The organism is Algoriphagus sp. NF, from assembly GCF_028823735.1.
GTDB lineage: Bacteria > Bacteroidota > Bacteroidia > Cytophagales > Cyclobacteriaceae > Algoriphagus > Algoriphagus marincola.
The window spans coordinates 23,480-38,051 of record NZ_JAPEIB010000007.1 but is presented as its reverse complement, the minus strand read 5'-3'; the positions used below and the strand labels follow the sequence as shown (position 1 = coordinate 38,051).

The window sequence follows — 14,572 nt, the reverse complement described above, 5'->3', positions numbered from 1 at the left end:
TTCATAAGATATCGGCAAATTTAGGAAGGGATCCCAATTCACAAAATCCAATCATCAAAATATTGGCTTAATTTTGAAAAAAAATTAAAAAGAACTCAATGGGCAAGGCAATAGCACAGTATTTCAAGCGGATTTTTGATGACTATCAGGTTTTGGTAATGGTCAATCCCTCAGATTATACCGGTACGGAATTGATTTTACATCCTGACGGAAAAGTAGAAAAAACAGAAATGACCTTCGATGAAGAAATTTTTGAGGATTTGGCCGAAGATGAATTTAAGCCATGCAGCCCTTTGGAGTTTCAGTTGCTTTTGGCAAAAAGTTGATTGGAGGGATTGAATTTTAAATCAGATAAATAACTTAATTTCTTGCCTGATTTTGTTAAATTAAGCTTATCAAAAGGAAAAAGGCTAACCTACAAACTAATACGATGAAGTTATTATTAGAAATCGAAGACGAAAAAGCGGATTTCATTTTGGAACTTTTAAAAAATTTCAAATTTGTAAAAGCCAAAACCCTAAGCCCGTATAAGGCTGACGTTTTCAGCAACCTGAAGCAATCTATTGAAGAATACAATCAAGTCAAAGAAGGTAAAACAAAATTAATTTCAGCCAAAGAACTATTGGATGAATTATGAAATAGTTGCTATTCCGAATTTTAGGAAGGAGTTAAAAAAGCTTTCAAAAAAATATCCTTCCTTGAAGGAAGATTTTTCAGATCTAATCCAGAGTCTTCAAAAGACTCCAATCCAAGGGATTTCTCTAGGTAAAAATTGTTTTAAAATCCGAATGTCAATCAAATCCAAGCGGAAGGGAAAATCAGGTGGCGCTAGGGTTATTTCATTAGTAAAAATTAATAAAAATACCGTTTTCTTACTTTCAGTTTACGACAAAGCCGAGAAAGAAAATATTTCAAACACAGAGTTAAAAGCACTTATAGGGCTGATCGAAGGAGAGGAGCAAGAATAAAATACAAGGAATTAGGGTGACGCTTTTCTCAAAGCAAGCTCTTAATGCCTTTCCCAATCACTTCTTCATATACCCATCTCTCACCGCCTTAAACTCAGAACCAGCCTTCCAATTAGGCCAATTGTTACTATTGGAAATATTCTGTCCGATATTAAAAAGCAATTGGACATCATCGACTGCGCCATTTAGATTCCACCGCTCAGGATCGTACTCATCAGAAGGCTTGTGATAATATTCGGCCGTATAATTAGCCTGTAGGGTTTTCCCAAACTCCTTTCCTTTCTCCACATGATCAATTCCTGTGTGAAAATACAAAGCCGGCACGCCAACTTTGGCAAAATTGAAGTGGTCCGATCGGAAATAATACCCAGCAACAGGATTGGGTTCGGGAGCTGAATACCTCCCCAACTTTTCCAATTCTACATTCAGTAAATCCTCCATTTCGGATTGGCCCACTCCAATCACCGAAACGTCACGCATTTTTCCGTAAGGGTTTATTCCATCCATATTGATATTGGCAACTGTCTTTTCTAGGTCATAAATCGGGTTTTGGGCGTAATGAGCCGAACCCAAAAGTCCCTGTTCTTCTGCCGTGACAGCCAAGAAAACCACAGAGCGCTCTGGCTGCTCACTTTCTTTAAACGCTTTGGCAATTGCCAATAGAGCGGCCGTGCCTGAGGCATTATCCAAGGCTCCGTTATAAATACTATCGCCTTTTTCATCTGGCTTTCCTATTCCCAAATGATCCCAATGCGCGGTATAAACCACATATTCCTCGGGTCTTGTGGAGCCTGTAATCTTGGCAACCACATTTTTGGATGTATTGTAGGTAGCCTCCACTTCCATACTTGCACTAGCTTTCAAATTCATGGGAATCGCTTCAAAATCCGCCTTTCTGGCCTTGGCCAAAAGTTCTCGCTCATTCAAACCAGCCATTTCAAAAAGCTTATTTGCCGTAGGCAAAGTCACCCATCCCTCAAAGGCCAACTTATAGTCCTCTTTCCCGCGATCATCTAAATAAAGCTTGGAGGCATTCCATGAATTTTGAATCACATTGAAGCCATAACCAGCCGGAATTGTATTGTGAACGATCAGGCAACCCAAAGCTCCCTGACGAATAGCCTCTTCATATTTATAGGTCCAGCGCCCATAGTAGGTCATAGTATTTCCTTTGAAAAAATCCTGATCCTCTGTACCAAAGCCTGGATCATTGACCAAGACCACCACAATTTTATCCTTCACATCGATGTTTTTATAATCGTTCCACCCATACTCAGGAGCGACGATACCAAAGCCTGCGAAAATCATTTCCACATCCTCAAAGGCTACCTCAGACTCTGTCCGTTGAGTCCAAAGCACATAATCTTTCAGCCCTTCCAAGGTCAGTTTTTGATCTTCTGATGAAATCTCCATTGTTGGGGAAGCCGAAGTCAGAATAGATACCAAGGGAACATCCTGAATAAAGGAATCTCCATTACCAGGTTCGAGGCCAATTTCTTGAAACTCCTGCAGGAGATAGTCTACTGTCTTTTTTTCTCCTTCGGAAAAAGGCATTCGCCCTTCGAAATAATCCGATGACAAGGTGTCTATATGAGGCTCTAGATCAGCAACCTCGAACTTATAGGGCTTCTCGGAGGTGCAGGCCCCTGCTAAAAACATAAAGACGAGTAACTTGGCGTGGAATGCTTTCATAAAATCCTTTTCGATGATTGATAAATGAAAGCTACGCAAAATTTGATTATGGATAGAAAATTACAAAATTGGAGGAAGCTCAAGCACATATCATAAAAAAATGAAAATGGCCTTACTTTTTTTTGTTTGCCTGCATGGCTTAATCCATTTGATGGGTTTTCTCAAGGCATTCAAATTGGCTGAAATCCAACAGCTCACCCAGCCTATTTCTACAACTCAAGGCGTTTTTTGGCTAATTGGGGCTTTGCTGTTCTTAGCCTTTGCCCTAGCTGCTTTCCTGGAGAAACCATTAGCTGGCTACCTTGGTCTCGCAGCTGTTGTCCTTTCGCAGATTCTGATTTTCACAGTTTGGCAGGATGCAAAATTCGGTAGTATCGCCAATTTGATTCTCCTATTTGTAGCAATACAAATGATCTATCAGGCTAATTGGGAGAAAAAAATCACCTCAGAAAAAGCTGTATTTAAGGAATCGGGAAGTATTCCTGATCTGAGAAAAACAGAAGAACTACCTCTTGCTATCCAAAAATGGTTGAAAGCATCAGGATACCGGATGGAAAGTCCCATGATCTCTGCTGAAATCCATCAAACTGCCCAGATGAAAATGAAACCGGCTCAAAAGGATTGGAAAGAAGCCCAAGCTTTTCAAGTGAGCAGCTTAGACCCGCTTGGCTTCCACTGGCAAGTAGAGATGGATATGATTCCCGGCATTAAAATTTTTGGTAGAGATCAATTCAAAGATGGAAATGGCGAAATGCTTATTCGTATTGGAGCAGCCATCCCCATTGTGGACGAGAGCGGAGATAAAATCAATGAGGGAAGCCTACAGCGGTTTTTAGGCGAACTTGTTTGGATGCCTAGCTTGGCATTTCATCCGGCTATCAGCTGGAAAGAATTAGATCAAAATACTGCAGAAGCTACTCTGAAGATAAATCAAACTAGTGGTAGCGGAACATTTCATTTCAATGAAGCCGGTGATTTTGTTCGATTTGAAGCTTTGCGATTTTATGAAAATAAAGAAGATTCGAAACGATTCCCCTGGATTTTGAAAGTGGAAGAATACCGAGATTTTGAGGGTATTCGGATCCCAAGCAAAATGAATGCAACTTGGAAACTCCCTGAAGGGGATTGGACTTGGCTCCGTTTACAGATTGATTCTATTAGATATACTTACAACTAGAAACCCGTGATTAAAAAGCTCATCATCTGCCTTCTTCTTTTCGGAATGCACCTTAGCGCATTGGCACAAACTGAAAAACTACGACTGGCGGTAGGAGGCCTAAGCCACGGACATGTTGGCTGGGTACTATCTTCTATGGATCGAGGCGATTATGAAATTGTAGGTATCGCAGAAAGTAACCGAGAACTTGCGGAAAAATATGCCACTCAGTTCGGGTTCTCCATGAACATAGTCTATGATGACTTAGCAGAAATGCTTGAGGAGACTAAACCTGAAGCAATCGCCGCATTTGGAAACACCTTTGATCACCTGAAAATTGTCCAAGAGGCAGCTCCAAGAGGAATCCACGTCATGGTCGAAAAACCCCTTGCGGTTAGTTTAGTTCATGCCCACGAAATGGAAGCCTTGGCAAAAAAACATAGAATTCACTTGCTTACAAATTACGAGACCAGTTGGTATCCTACTAACCATCGAGCCAAAGAGATTTTGGAGTCAGGAGAATTTGGCGAAGCAGTAAAAATCATCGTCCGAGATGGACACCGGGGACCAAAAAAGATTGGTGTTGGCCCGGAATTTTTGGAATGGTTAACTGACCCCAAATTGAATGGAGGAGGCGCCTTGATGGATTTTGGTTGCTATGGAGCCAACCTGATGACTTGGCTCACAGCAGGCGAGCGCCCCATTTCTGTTACTGCCATCACCCAGCAGCTTCAACCTGAAAATAATCCCAAGGTAGAGGATGATGCCACTATTATTGTCAACTATCCTGATAAGCAATTGATTATCCAAGCTTCATGGAATTGGCCCATTGGCAGAAAAGACATGGAAATTTATGCTGAAAAAGGAGTGATTTATGCAGACAATCGAAACCAACTCCGGACTCGATTAGCAGAAGGCTATGATGGATTTCAGGAGCAGGTTTTTAATCTTCCCGAGCTCCCACCTCCCTACCCCGATCCATTCCTGATGCTCAAAGCTGTGGTCAGAGGAGAACTAGAATTATCGAGCTTTGATCTTTATTCCCTAGAAAACAATCTCTTGGTCATGGAAATCTTGGAAGCAGCAAAGGAAAGTGCTGAGAAGGGGCAGACTGTTTATTTTGATTGAAAATTTGTAATTTCTTGAAATTTTAAACTTAAAGATCATGAAACTAGGCGCATTCTCCATCAGTCTTTCTGTCAAAGACCTATTAAAATCCAGAACATTTTATGAACAACTCGGATTCGCTGTTTTTGCTGGAAGCATGGAACAAAACTATCTGATCATGAAAAACGATCAGACTTTGATTGGCCTTTTTCATGAAATGTTCGAAAAAAACATCCTGACTTTCAATCCCGGTTGGGATCAGGAAGCGCAACAAGTGGGCGACTTCGACGATGTACGAAAAATTCAAAAATCACTAAAGGAATCCGGAATTCCATTAGCTCAGGAAGCCGACCCAAATAGCTCAGGTCCTGCAAGTATCCTTCTTTTTGACCCTGATGGAAATACCATTTTAATTGATCAGCATGTTGAATCCTAAGAAGCTTTCACTCACTTGCTTGTGGAGTATTGCCGTTTTTATTTTTCTCACGCCCAATTTTCTCCAAGCCCAATCCAAAGAAGACACAGTCTTTACGATTCCATTTCATATGGACGCCAGGCTTTTGGTTTTCAAAGGAAAAATGAACGGCCAAGAAATTGATTTTGCCTTTGATACTGGAGCTGCTATGGGGCTAGCTGGTGAAAACATCCTTGAAAAGGGAGGGATTTCCAAAAAAAGCAAACGAATGACGATGAGGGATTCCAACCGGGAGCGGAAAAGAGTAAGAACAGGAATTACTAATCTGGTGGAGATAGGAGGCTTTGAAATTACTAATGTCAATAACCTTTTGACAGATATGCCTTATTTGGTCTGTCATGATTACTACCTTCTCGGGTCCAATGTTATTCAGAAGCTCAATTGGAAGATTGATTTCGAACAAAAAACTATTCAGGTATCGCTGAAACCCTTTCCCGTAGAAAGCCATTTTATGAAAATCCCTGTGAAATATATGGGAAATCGGCCTTTTTTGGACTTTAGCTTTGAGGGAATTGATTTCGAAAATATCCTCATCGACACCGGATTCTCAGGAATACTGGATATTTCTGACAGGCAGAGTTCTATTCAAGAATTTTTAGCTTCCAAAAAATCGCTTGGATTAGATAATCCCAACATAAGCTTAAATACGGGCGCAGTAAGTCAGACTGTGATCCCTACCTCCATTATACTTTTAGATAGTCTTAGGATCGCTGGAAAGTCTTTCCCTCAGGTACCGGCTACATTTGAGTATCCAACTGCAAATAAACTAGGAATAGGCTTTTTCGCTCACTTGAGCCATCAAACGATTATCAACAATTCGGAGTCCGCTTACTACCTTAATCTAAAAGAAAATCCCGGACCATTTAAATATCCAAATTACCTTAATCTAAACTACCAAAATGGCAAAGTGGTCATCTCTGGCAAATCCGTAGGGCTCATTCCAGAAGACGAACTTATAGAAGTGGGAGAAGAAATTCTAGAAGTCAATGGAATTTCACCTGAAAGTTTTGAAGATCAGTGCCAATTTATCCGATGGTATTATGGGGTAAATGTCGACCAATTCACAATCAAAAAAACGAATGGGCAGGAACTGGTTTTTTCCAGAATACCTTATCGATTTTAAGGAGAATTAGAAATAAATCATAAAGATTTCAAAAGCTAAATCCTTTTAAATCAACACCCTTTCGCCAGTCTCTGCGGATTCTAAAATCGCCTCCACGATCCGGATATCCCGCTTTCCTTCCTCACCCGGTACTTTCATCGCTTGATTATTCATAATCGCGAGTGCATCCATATCCATCTGATTGGCTTGCTGCCAAGGGACTTGATATGGGAAGTTGATTTCACCTAGCGGACTTTTTCCGCGATTTCCTGCGTAGGCCTGAAAGGGTGCCATTTCTATAGTGCCGTCTTCACATTGGATGTTCAAAAAATTGATATTTTCTGCAAAGCTAGTTTTGATCCAAGCAGTCACTCCATCGGGGAATTCTAACTCGGCTTCCACGATTTCACCCAACCCATTTTGGTAGATATCTGGTCTTTCGGTCCAGACTTTGGCAGATTTGACAGCAATAGGTTCCATGTTGCTCCCTAGTCGGGCTCCTTGAATAGAATAAACCCCCATATCGTAAATCACTCCACCTCCCATTTCACGCTTTTGTTTCCAATGATTGGTGCGGTTTTCCCGATAACCAGCAGCACATTCTACCCGCTGAACTGGACCTAGCAGTCCTTCCTTGACTATTCGCTGAAACTCTAGGGTATTCGGTTCATGCTGACAACGGTAGCCAATGGAAAGGCTCACTTCATGGGCATTGCAGGCATCGATCATGGCTTGGCAATCCTCAGCAGTCACGGCCATGGGTTTTTCACACCAAACCTGCTTTTTGGCCGCAGCGGCCCGCTCCACATACTCTCGATGCATGGAGGGTGGAAGGACCACATAGACGACATCAATAGCGGGATTGTCTTTGATGGAGTCAAAGTTTTCGTAGTTATACACATTCTCCTTTGGAATCCCGTATTTATCCATCCAGATTTTCTCTTTTTCGGGCGTTCCGGTTACGATACCTGCCAGGTAGCAATGCTTCGTCATTTGTAGAGCTGGAGCCAAAAGATCCGTGCTGTAGTAGCCCAAACCGACTAATGCAACTCCCAGTTTCTTTTCGGAGTTTTTGGGTTCGGCACAGGCTGAGAATGCATAAGGGGTCAGGTAAGTCATGCCTGAAAGCAATCCGAGTTTTTTAATCAATTCTCTTCTGGAAAAATGTGTCATCTCTTAGTTCAATTTTCAACCAAAATACAGATTTATAAGATTGCTTTCAAAAATTACTTCTATTTAACACTTTGTTTAATTTGATCTCAATCAGCTGATTTCCTGACTTTTGTCATTCCAAATTTTTGGAAGAGAGTCGAAATTTAAATCAACAAAATCAATTTCAATCATGGGCACATTAGCAAAACGAAATAGAGGTTTTTGGCCCAAAATGGTCCAGGACTTCTTTGGCGCAGAGAATCCCTTCGACTGGGATGAAAAATTGTGGTTCGCAGACAATTCTGCGGAGGTTCCCTCAGCCAATGTAATCGAGAATGAAAAGGAATTCAAAATCGAGTTATCGGCGCCGGGATTTGAAAAGAAGGACTTCAAAATAGAAGTGGAGGATGGCATTCTCAATATTTCTGCGGAGAAAAAGGACGAAAAAGAAGAGGAAAAGAATGATTATCGAAGAAAGGAATTTTCGTATTCAAGTATTCGAAGGTCTTTTGTACTTCCCGAAAATATCACCGAAGAGAGCATTGATGCCAAATACGAAAAGGGTTTGTTGAAACTAGTCCTTCCTAAAAAAGCACTAGCCGAAGGAAAAGCTAAAAAGGCAATTTCGGTAGGCTGAAAAAACCCATAGAGGTAGTATTTTTTGATTGATAGTTAGAAAAGGAGCCCCGGATATTCCGGGGTTCTTTTTTGGATTTTATTCCATCCATATAAAAGCAGTTGGAATTCAGTATTTTGAGCTCGACTTTCTATCAAATTCCAACTTCATGAAAATAGCTCGCATTTCCTTTCTTATTTCGACCATTTCCCTCACCATCTTTCTTTCTTGCACAGAAAAAGAAAATGAAATCCAAGGTCTCAATCAGTCTGTAGAAGTCATTCGCGACCAAAATGGGATCAATCACATTTTCGCCCAAAATGAAGAGGACCTATTCTTTGCACAGGGATATCTTGCTGCCAAAGATCGCTTATTTCAATTTGAGCTTTGGAGGAGACAAGCTACAGGAACATTAGCTGAGATTCTGGGAGAGAGGGAATTCGAACGCGATCGAGGTGTAAGACTCTTCAAGTTTAGAGGAGACAAGGAAACCGAACTCAAACATTACCATCCTCGAGGAGTGGAGATCGTAGATGCTTTCGTGGCAGGTATCAATACATACATCGCGGAATCCAAGGCCAGTCCTGAAACTCTGCCAATTGAATTTAAAATGCTGGGCATCCAACCCCAACCCTGGACTTGGGAGGTGGTGATTTCTCGTCATCAGGGTCTGTTGGAAAATGTGGTGGACGAATTGGATATCAGCCGGGTTGTCAGTCAGATTGGAGCCGAAAAAGCAAAAGAACTTTACTATTTCCATCCCAATGAGCCAGTCTTAGATTTGGATCTGGGTATCCCAGAAGAATTATTGATGAAAGATATTCTGGCTCCCTATCAGGCATTCCGAAGGAGAGTTGAATTTCGGCCGGAAGACATCATAGAGGAATTTCGAAGGGATAGTAAAGAGTTTGAGGAAGTCACTGCCTTACTTGAAGAAGAATTAAATTTCACCTTAAACTCAGATGCTTTTGCACAGGGTAGCAATAATTGGGTCATTTCAGGAGAAAAATCTGCCAGTGGCTATCCCATGATGGCCAATGATCCCCATCGCTTACAGGCCATTCCTTCTTTACGCTATTGGGTTCATCTGAATGCTCCGGGTTGGAATGTGATTGGAGCGGGAGAGCCTGTTATTCCAGGCGTTTCCATCGGGCATAATGAGTATGGGGCTTGGGGCTTGACGATTTTCTCGACAGACAATGAAGATTTGCGAGTGTATGATATCAACCCCGATAACCCTAGCCAATACCGACACAAGGGCGAATGGCTGGACATGCAAAGTATCCAAGACACGATCAAAGTGAAAGGTAGTGAAGACCGAATCGTGGAGCATTTATATACTATTCATGGCCCTATTACCTTTATCGATGAAGACTTAAATAAGGCAGTGGCGGTGGAATGTGCTTGGTTGGAACCTGGTTCGGCGCCCTATCTCGCCAGTCTGCGAATGGATCAATCGAAGACCTGGGAGGAATTTAGGGATGCCTGTACCTACAATTATATTCCTGCGGAAAATATGGTTTGGGCAGATCGAGAAGGAAATATCGGCTGGCAGGCAACGGGAATCGCCCCCATTCGAAAGGGCTTTTCCGGACTGGTTGCTACCATGGGTGATGGTCGCTACGGATGGGATAACTACCTTCCCATCGCCGATCGACCTCACTCCATAAACCCCGAATCTGGTTTTATTTCTACGGCCAATCAAAATGTGGCTGAAGCAGATTATCGCTTTCCAGAGGCCCTGGGCTATGAGTGGGCGGATGATTTTCGAGGGGAGCGAATCAAGGAGGTATTGGGTCAGGATAAGAAGTTTACGGTCGAGGAATTGGGAGCTTTGCAAAATGACTATCTGGCTTTACCCGCAAGACGATTAGTTCCTTTTCTGAAAAATCTAACTTTTGAAACTGCGCGTGCTGATTCTTTAAGTCAGGTCCTGCAAAACTGGGATTTTGTTTTGGCTCCCAGCTCAGTAGAAGCGGGAGTTTATGTGATGTGGGAGCGAATTCTGAGGCAAAACGTTTCCGATTTGATGATTCCAGATGAAGTCAAACCCTGGCTGGGAAGCATTCAGCTGACTCGGGTGCTGGAGTGGATGGAAAATCCTTCTAGGATCTATGATCAAAACCCGATAGAAAACCGGAATCAATTATTGATGGCAAGTTTCGAGGAAGCTATCGAAGCTTTGGAGGACAAGCTTGGGGAAAATCCATCCAACTGGCACTATGGACAGGCGGATTACAAACACGCCAAAATCCGTCATCCCCTAGGCGAAGTGGTCAATGCCGAATGGCAGGCCAAACTCAACACCGAAACGCTGCCTCGGGGAGGATATAGCTTTACCCCCGGAGCCAACGCCTATGGAAACAATAATACCTCCGGTGCTTCCTTTAGAATCGTAGTGGATACCGAAGACTGGGAAAAAACCATCGGAATCAACAATCCTGGACAGTCGGGAAACCCCGAAAGCCCCTTTTACAAAAACCTATTTCCCATCTGGGCTAATGATGAATTTGTGGGGATTCCCTTTGCAAAGGAAAGCATACTTAGAAAAAAGGCTGTCCAAGAAAAATTGGAACCGAAAGAATAATATTTACTCAATTCCACATTATTAAATCCCCTCCTGCTCAATCAGGTAAACCAAAGCCGTCATGGCCGCGGCACCTAGCTCGAGCTCGCGTTGATCCACTACTTCAAAAACATCAGCAGGGGTATGATGATAAATAAAATAACGTTGGGAATCGGGATGCAAACCGATCAAAATAGGGCCTTGATCCCGAAGCGGCCCGATATCGGCACCACCTCCAGGCACATCAAATTTCCAGATATTGTAGGGAGTAAAGTGGTCTTTCCAAGCGGCAAGTTTGGTGCGCTGTACATCTGTACCGGAGGAGGAAAAACCCAAGGGCAAAAACCCACCGGCATCAGATTCAATGGCAGCAATATGCCTCTCACCTTTTTCTTTGGCCACCCGGGCATACTCTCTTCCTCCCGCTAATCCATTTTCTTCATTCATCCACATGACCGCCCTTATCGTTCTTTTCGGTTTCCAGCCCAGTTGCTTATAAATCCTCAATACCTCTATCGCCTGCATACAGCCTGCCCCATCATCATGCGCACCCTCACCTACATCCCAAGAGTCCAGGTGTCCACCCACTGCGATGATTTCCTCTGGCATTTCCGAGCCTCTGATTTCACCGATCACATTGTATGAAAGCACCTCTCCCTTCATTTCTCCCTCAGATTTGAGGAATACTTTCAGGTCGGATTGCTCCTGAAGCAATTCACTCAGTAGCTCAGCATCTGCTGTACTAATGGCCAAAGCGGGTATTTCAGGATAATCAGGATTGTATCGTTGATTTCCGGTATGAGGAATCTGATCAATCCGATTGCTCATGGAGCGGACAATCACGCCTTTAGCTCCAAATTTAACCGCCTCTGCAGCTCCTGAGCCTCGCTGACCCACTGCTCCACTGTAGGCTTGAAAGGTATTGATCAGAGTTGGGTCCATTGGCTGATTGAAAAAAACAATTTTACCTCTAGCCCCTTCTCCAAGAGCTTTTAATCCATCGAGTCCTTTGACTTCCACCACATCTCCCAAAAGACCACTTGGTCCTGTCCCTTGCGTATTCCCAAGTGCCAATGCGTTTAATTCCAGCGTGCCCAATTTATTGGAGTTGACGATCTTAACTTCATCCTTGCCTCCACGAACCCAATGCGGAACCATCACCGGCTGTAAATAAACCGTGTCAAAACCATAGCTTTCCATAAGTTGCCTGGTGTATTCCACCGCCGCTGCAGCTTGAGGAGAGCCAGACAATCTGTGCCCGATTTCCTTGCAGAGGTAGCGGAGATTTTCATAAGTATGCCCTTCTGATAGCTCCAGATCAAAAATCGACTTGATTTTCTCTTCATGACTTTGGGCAAAAAGCCCCAAAGGAAATAGGCAAAGTAAAAGGAGTATTTTCTTCATAATGATCGGTTTTATGGGAATAGAATGAAATCTTGGTAAAATTCAAAACTTACTGGGATTAATGGTTAGAATATGCTGTCAACCTGCTTCATCCTGTAGCTTTTGTCGAAGAATGGTACTTTGATCCTCCTCCAATATCCAGCCCATCCCTGCAGCATGTCTACTAGCATCCATGGAATCTTTCATCAGAATAAAGGGTACAGCTACCTTTTCATAATCTTCTTGAAGCCCTGAAAGATCCCTATCCCCAACGGCCCGGATATAAACCCCCTGAATCCGACCCGGGAAGTCCCGGCAAACCTCCAGATAAATCTCCGGATCCTTCTGCCCACTGTCTCCAATTAAAATGAATGGCAAATCAGGATAAGCAGATAAAATATGCTCAGCCTGCTTCAATTTATGATCCCAATGACTCCCGGCTATAAACTGATCCCTTGATAGTCCCAAATCACGCAGCATCAATGGTCCTCTAGGAATCTGGTGAACCGCCATCATTTCCTGAAGAAAATCATAGAGATTCCAAGGGCTACTCGAAACATAAAATATGGGATTGCTATCCTCCCCATCCGAACCTTTTCGAAGTGCATCGTACAAGGCAGCCACCCCTGCAAAGGGAATTCTGGTATGGGCATTCTTGGCAAAGGTGGTTTTCAGCATATCCCAAAGCCTCGTTGCCCCAGTGGGTACGATCGTATCATCTATATCCGAAATGATTCCAAAATCAGCCTTCTTCGAGGGGACATATATCCAGGCGCTCGCTTCTACCTGACCTTGATTTCTGATTGGAGGATTAGGCAGAGAAAGGCTAAGGCTATTCCAACCCGACTCAGGCTTTTTCTTTGGAGAAAACCTGAATTCGAAATAGCCTTCTTCGTCGGTCTTGGCTAAAAGTCTTTCTTCACCCCAAACTAATCGAACATCCACACCGGGAAAAATAACGGTTAAAAACCGCTTTCGCATGGATCGGAAGTTTTCTTTGAATCCGTCCTCCTCATTTGCAGGTGCGATCCCCTTATCCTCCAAAACCCTGCCTGCGAGATAGATTTCCCTTTCACTTCCAAATCCCAAATAGGGTTGAATCTTTGCCTTTTTCACCAGACCAAGCCGAATGCTCATCCATAACTTGGCGTTTGAGACCTGTCGCTTAAAAAAGTAGAGTAAAGGGAGAAGTTTTTTAAAAGGCATTAATCATCAATTTTGAGCTTTGTAATTTTTCTCACAAAATATCGAAAGTCCAATATCCTAATTTTGGAAAAACATTGCTGGTTTGAATTACCTCAGAATAAAATAAACGCTATGAAAAATCTCAGCTGGATATTTCTTTTCTCAATCCTTCTGATAAATGCCTGTAGTACCTCTTCCACAAAAACGGAGAATCAGGTCATCAATTTGGACCCCAAGAAATTCAGCGAATTGAGTCCATCGGGTAAAATTATAGATGTCCGTACTCCTCAGGAAATCGCTCAGGGAAAAATTGAAGGTGCGATAGAAATGGATTATTACAGGCCGGATTTCAAAAGCAAGGTTTTGGAACTTCCTAAGGACAGCCAAATTTTTATTTATTGTGCAGTCGGTGCTCGAAGTAGGGATGCTGCAGAAATGCTTGTAAATGAGGGCTTCACCAATGTGCATCACCTCCAAGGAGGAATCCAAGCTTGGTATCAGCAAGGATTCCCTTTGACTCGATAAAGATGGCCTTCTAGTAAATTGATTCGATTTGATACCGAATCCCATTGAACTCAAAGCTTTCGCCAGACTTCTTGCCTTCCATCACTTTGAAAATAGGGGCCTTCACCGAAATCCCAAAGATTGACTTATCGTTCACCTCCACTTGCTCGATAGAAGTGGAAATAAAAAAGGTCCGCTGATCTGTCACGACGACAGCACCATGTTCAACGTGGGTTTTGGCCTCATTTGGATCCAGATTGTTAAGTGTCTCCAGTTCTTTTTTGAGGAAACTCAATTCGTGCTCTAAACGAACCAACATTTCATTTTGACCACCGCTTCCGCGATGCGCCTGACTGGCAATTTCATCATGGTCGGTGAGATTCTGTCGGATATTTTTGACTTCCTTTTCAAAATCTGAAATAGTCAACTCCTGCTTGATTTGGCAAGCATGAAGAATACTGGCTTTGGATATACGCGTATCACTCATAACTCATTGGGATTAATGAACTCAATTTTAAGCCCAAAACGGCAGAGAAAATATGACATTAATCACCCAGAAGCCTGAATTAAATCGAATGATTGCTTTTGACCTAATTAATCAACTTTCTGATCATCGGCTAAACTGCCAGATTAAAAGCCTACGTACTAGACTAAGCCTAGAGGTTT

The 14,572-nt window shown here is 42.7% G+C and carries 15 protein-coding genes; 10 read left to right on the top strand and 5 right to left on the bottom strand.

Annotation, left to right across the window (positions count from 1 at the left end):
• Positions 1-98 precede the first annotated feature (98 nt).
• From OU792_RS04775 to OU792_RS04765, 3 genes are all read left to right on the top strand, one after another.
• Positions 99-326, top strand: a complete 228-nt coding sequence (locus OU792_RS04775) for a hypothetical protein (RefSeq protein ID WP_024281622.1) — start codon at positions 99-101, stop codon at positions 324-326.
• A 104-nt stretch (positions 327-430) separates the two neighbouring features.
• Positions 431-637, top strand: a complete 207-nt coding sequence (locus tag OU792_RS04770; RefSeq protein ID WP_026944823.1) for a hypothetical protein — start codon at positions 431-433, stop codon at positions 635-637.
• Positions 627-968, top strand: a complete 342-nt coding sequence (locus OU792_RS04765; protein WP_274669615.1) for a type II toxin-antitoxin system RelE/ParE family toxin — start codon at positions 627-629, stop codon at positions 966-968. The genes OU792_RS04770 and OU792_RS04765 overlap by 11 nt, the downstream gene beginning before the upstream one ends.
• 57 nt (positions 969-1,025) lie before the next feature.
• Here the strand turns inward: OU792_RS04765 and OU792_RS04760 are convergent, their stop codons facing one another.
• Positions 1,026-2,660, bottom strand: coding sequence for a M28 family metallopeptidase (locus tag OU792_RS04760; protein ID WP_274669614.1), 1,635 nt, complete (start codon positions 2,658-2,660; stop codon positions 1,026-1,028).
• A 106-nt stretch (positions 2,661-2,766) separates the two neighbouring features.
• On the opposite strand from OU792_RS04760, the gene OU792_RS04755 reads away from it, so the two are divergent.
• The 4 genes from OU792_RS04755 to OU792_RS04740 are packed head-to-tail and all read left to right on the top strand — an operon-like array spanning position 2,767 to position 6,521.
• Complete coding sequence (locus OU792_RS04755; RefSeq protein WP_274669613.1) at positions 2,767-3,837, top strand: DUF6544 family protein; 1,071 nt, start codon at positions 2,767-2,769, stop codon at positions 3,835-3,837.
• A 6-nt stretch (positions 3,838-3,843) separates the two neighbouring features.
• Positions 3,844-4,944, top strand: coding sequence for a Gfo/Idh/MocA family protein (locus OU792_RS04750; protein ID WP_274669612.1), 1,101 nt, complete (start codon positions 3,844-3,846; stop codon positions 4,942-4,944).
• A 37-nt stretch (positions 4,945-4,981) separates the two neighbouring features.
• On the top strand, positions 4,982-5,359 hold the full coding sequence (locus OU792_RS04745; protein WP_134200541.1) for a VOC family protein: 378 nt from the start codon (positions 4,982-4,984) through the stop codon (positions 5,357-5,359).
• A complete protein-coding gene (locus tag OU792_RS04740) occupies positions 5,346-6,521 on the top strand; it encodes a retropepsin-like aspartic protease (protein WP_134200539.1) in 1,176 nt (391 codons plus the stop codon). The genes OU792_RS04745 and OU792_RS04740 overlap by 14 nt, the downstream gene beginning before the upstream one ends.
• 45 nt (positions 6,522-6,566) lie before the next feature.
• Here the strand turns inward: OU792_RS04740 and OU792_RS04735 are convergent, their stop codons facing one another.
• Positions 6,567-7,673: a Gfo/Idh/MocA family protein gene (locus OU792_RS04735; protein WP_134200537.1), complete on the bottom strand. Its 1,107-nt coding sequence runs from the start codon at positions 7,671-7,673 to the stop codon at positions 6,567-6,569.
• Positions 7,674-7,842: 169 nt separating this feature from the next.
• Here OU792_RS04735 and OU792_RS04730 point away from each other — a divergent pair, with 169 nt between their 5' ends.
• The gene (locus OU792_RS04730) at positions 7,843-8,289 is read left to right on the top strand and encodes an Hsp20/alpha crystallin family protein (RefSeq protein ID WP_134200535.1); all 447 of its coding nucleotides are present in this window, start codon (positions 7,843-7,845) and stop codon (positions 8,287-8,289) included.
• A gap of 148 nt (positions 8,290-8,437) precedes the next feature.
• The gene (locus tag OU792_RS04725) at positions 8,438-10,855 is read left to right on the top strand and encodes a penicillin acylase family protein (RefSeq protein ID WP_274669611.1); all 2,418 of its coding nucleotides are present in this window, start codon (positions 8,438-8,440) and stop codon (positions 10,853-10,855) included.
• A gap of 21 nt (positions 10,856-10,876) precedes the next feature.
• Here the strand turns inward: OU792_RS04725 and OU792_RS04720 are convergent, their stop codons facing one another.
• Together OU792_RS04720 and OU792_RS04715 are read right to left on the bottom strand one after the other, a co-directional pair.
• The gene (locus OU792_RS04720; RefSeq protein WP_274669610.1) at positions 10,877-12,238 is read right to left on the bottom strand and encodes a M20/M25/M40 family metallo-hydrolase; all 1,362 of its coding nucleotides are present in this window, start codon (positions 12,236-12,238) and stop codon (positions 10,877-10,879) included.
• Between the two features lie 78 nt (positions 12,239-12,316).
• Positions 12,317-13,423 carry an App1 family protein gene (locus OU792_RS04715; RefSeq protein ID WP_274669609.1) on the bottom strand — a complete coding sequence of 369 codons (1,107 nt, stop codon included), beginning with the start codon at positions 13,421-13,423 and terminating at the stop codon, positions 12,317-12,319.
• Positions 13,424-13,534: 111 nt separating this feature from the next.
• Between OU792_RS04715 and OU792_RS04710 the strand changes: the two genes are divergently transcribed.
• The gene (locus OU792_RS04710) at positions 13,535-13,927 is read left to right on the top strand and encodes a rhodanese-like domain-containing protein (protein ID WP_274669608.1); all 393 of its coding nucleotides are present in this window, start codon (positions 13,535-13,537) and stop codon (positions 13,925-13,927) included.
• Positions 13,928-13,937: 10 nt separating this feature from the next.
• On the opposite strand, the gene OU792_RS04705 is transcribed toward OU792_RS04710, so the two are convergent.
• On the bottom strand, positions 13,938-14,393 hold the full coding sequence (locus OU792_RS04705) for a hypothetical protein (RefSeq protein ID WP_134200525.1): 456 nt from the start codon (positions 14,391-14,393) through the stop codon (positions 13,938-13,940).
• Between the last annotated feature and the right edge of the window lie 179 nt (positions 14,394-14,572).

What these genes read in the sequence shown, in the direction of transcription:
- OU792_RS04720 (WP_274669610.1), bottom strand. Translation starts at nt 12,238, where the DNA reads ATGAAGAAAATACTCCTTTTACTTTGCCTATTTCCTTTGGGGCTTTTT.
- OU792_RS04760 (WP_274669614.1), bottom strand. Translation starts at nt 2,660, where the DNA reads ATGAAAGCATTCCACGCCAAGTTACTCGTCTTTATGTTTTTAGCAGGG.
- OU792_RS04765 (WP_274669615.1), top strand. Translation starts at nt 627, where the DNA reads ATGAATTATGAAATAGTTGCTATTCCGAATTTTAGGAAGGAGTTAAAA.
- OU792_RS04725 (WP_274669611.1), top strand. Translation starts at nt 8,438, where the DNA reads ATGAAAATAGCTCGCATTTCCTTTCTTATTTCGACCATTTCCCTCACC.
- OU792_RS04775 (WP_024281622.1), top strand. Translation starts at nt 99, where the DNA reads ATGGGCAAGGCAATAGCACAGTATTTCAAGCGGATTTTTGATGACTAT.
- OU792_RS04755 (WP_274669613.1), top strand. Translation starts at nt 2,767, where the DNA reads ATGGCCTTACTTTTTTTTGTTTGCCTGCATGGCTTAATCCATTTGATG.
- OU792_RS04735 (WP_134200537.1), bottom strand. Translation starts at nt 7,673, where the DNA reads ATGACACATTTTTCCAGAAGAGAATTGATTAAAAAACTCGGATTGCTT.
- OU792_RS04745 (WP_134200541.1), top strand. Translation starts at nt 4,982, where the DNA reads ATGAAACTAGGCGCATTCTCCATCAGTCTTTCTGTCAAAGACCTATTA.
- OU792_RS04705 (WP_134200525.1), bottom strand. Translation starts at nt 14,393, where the DNA reads ATGAGTGATACGCGTATATCCAAAGCCAGTATTCTTCATGCTTGCCAA.
- OU792_RS04715 (WP_274669609.1), bottom strand. Translation starts at nt 13,423, where the DNA reads ATGCCTTTTAAAAAACTTCTCCCTTTACTCTACTTTTTTAAGCGACAG.
- OU792_RS04740 (WP_134200539.1), top strand. Translation starts at nt 5,346, where the DNA reads ATGTTGAATCCTAAGAAGCTTTCACTCACTTGCTTGTGGAGTATTGCC.
- OU792_RS04730 (WP_134200535.1), top strand. Translation starts at nt 7,843, where the DNA reads ATGGGCACATTAGCAAAACGAAATAGAGGTTTTTGGCCCAAAATGGTC.
- OU792_RS04710 (WP_274669608.1), top strand. Translation starts at nt 13,535, where the DNA reads ATGAAAAATCTCAGCTGGATATTTCTTTTCTCAATCCTTCTGATAAAT.
- OU792_RS04770 (WP_026944823.1), top strand. Translation starts at nt 431, where the DNA reads ATGAAGTTATTATTAGAAATCGAAGACGAAAAAGCGGATTTCATTTTG.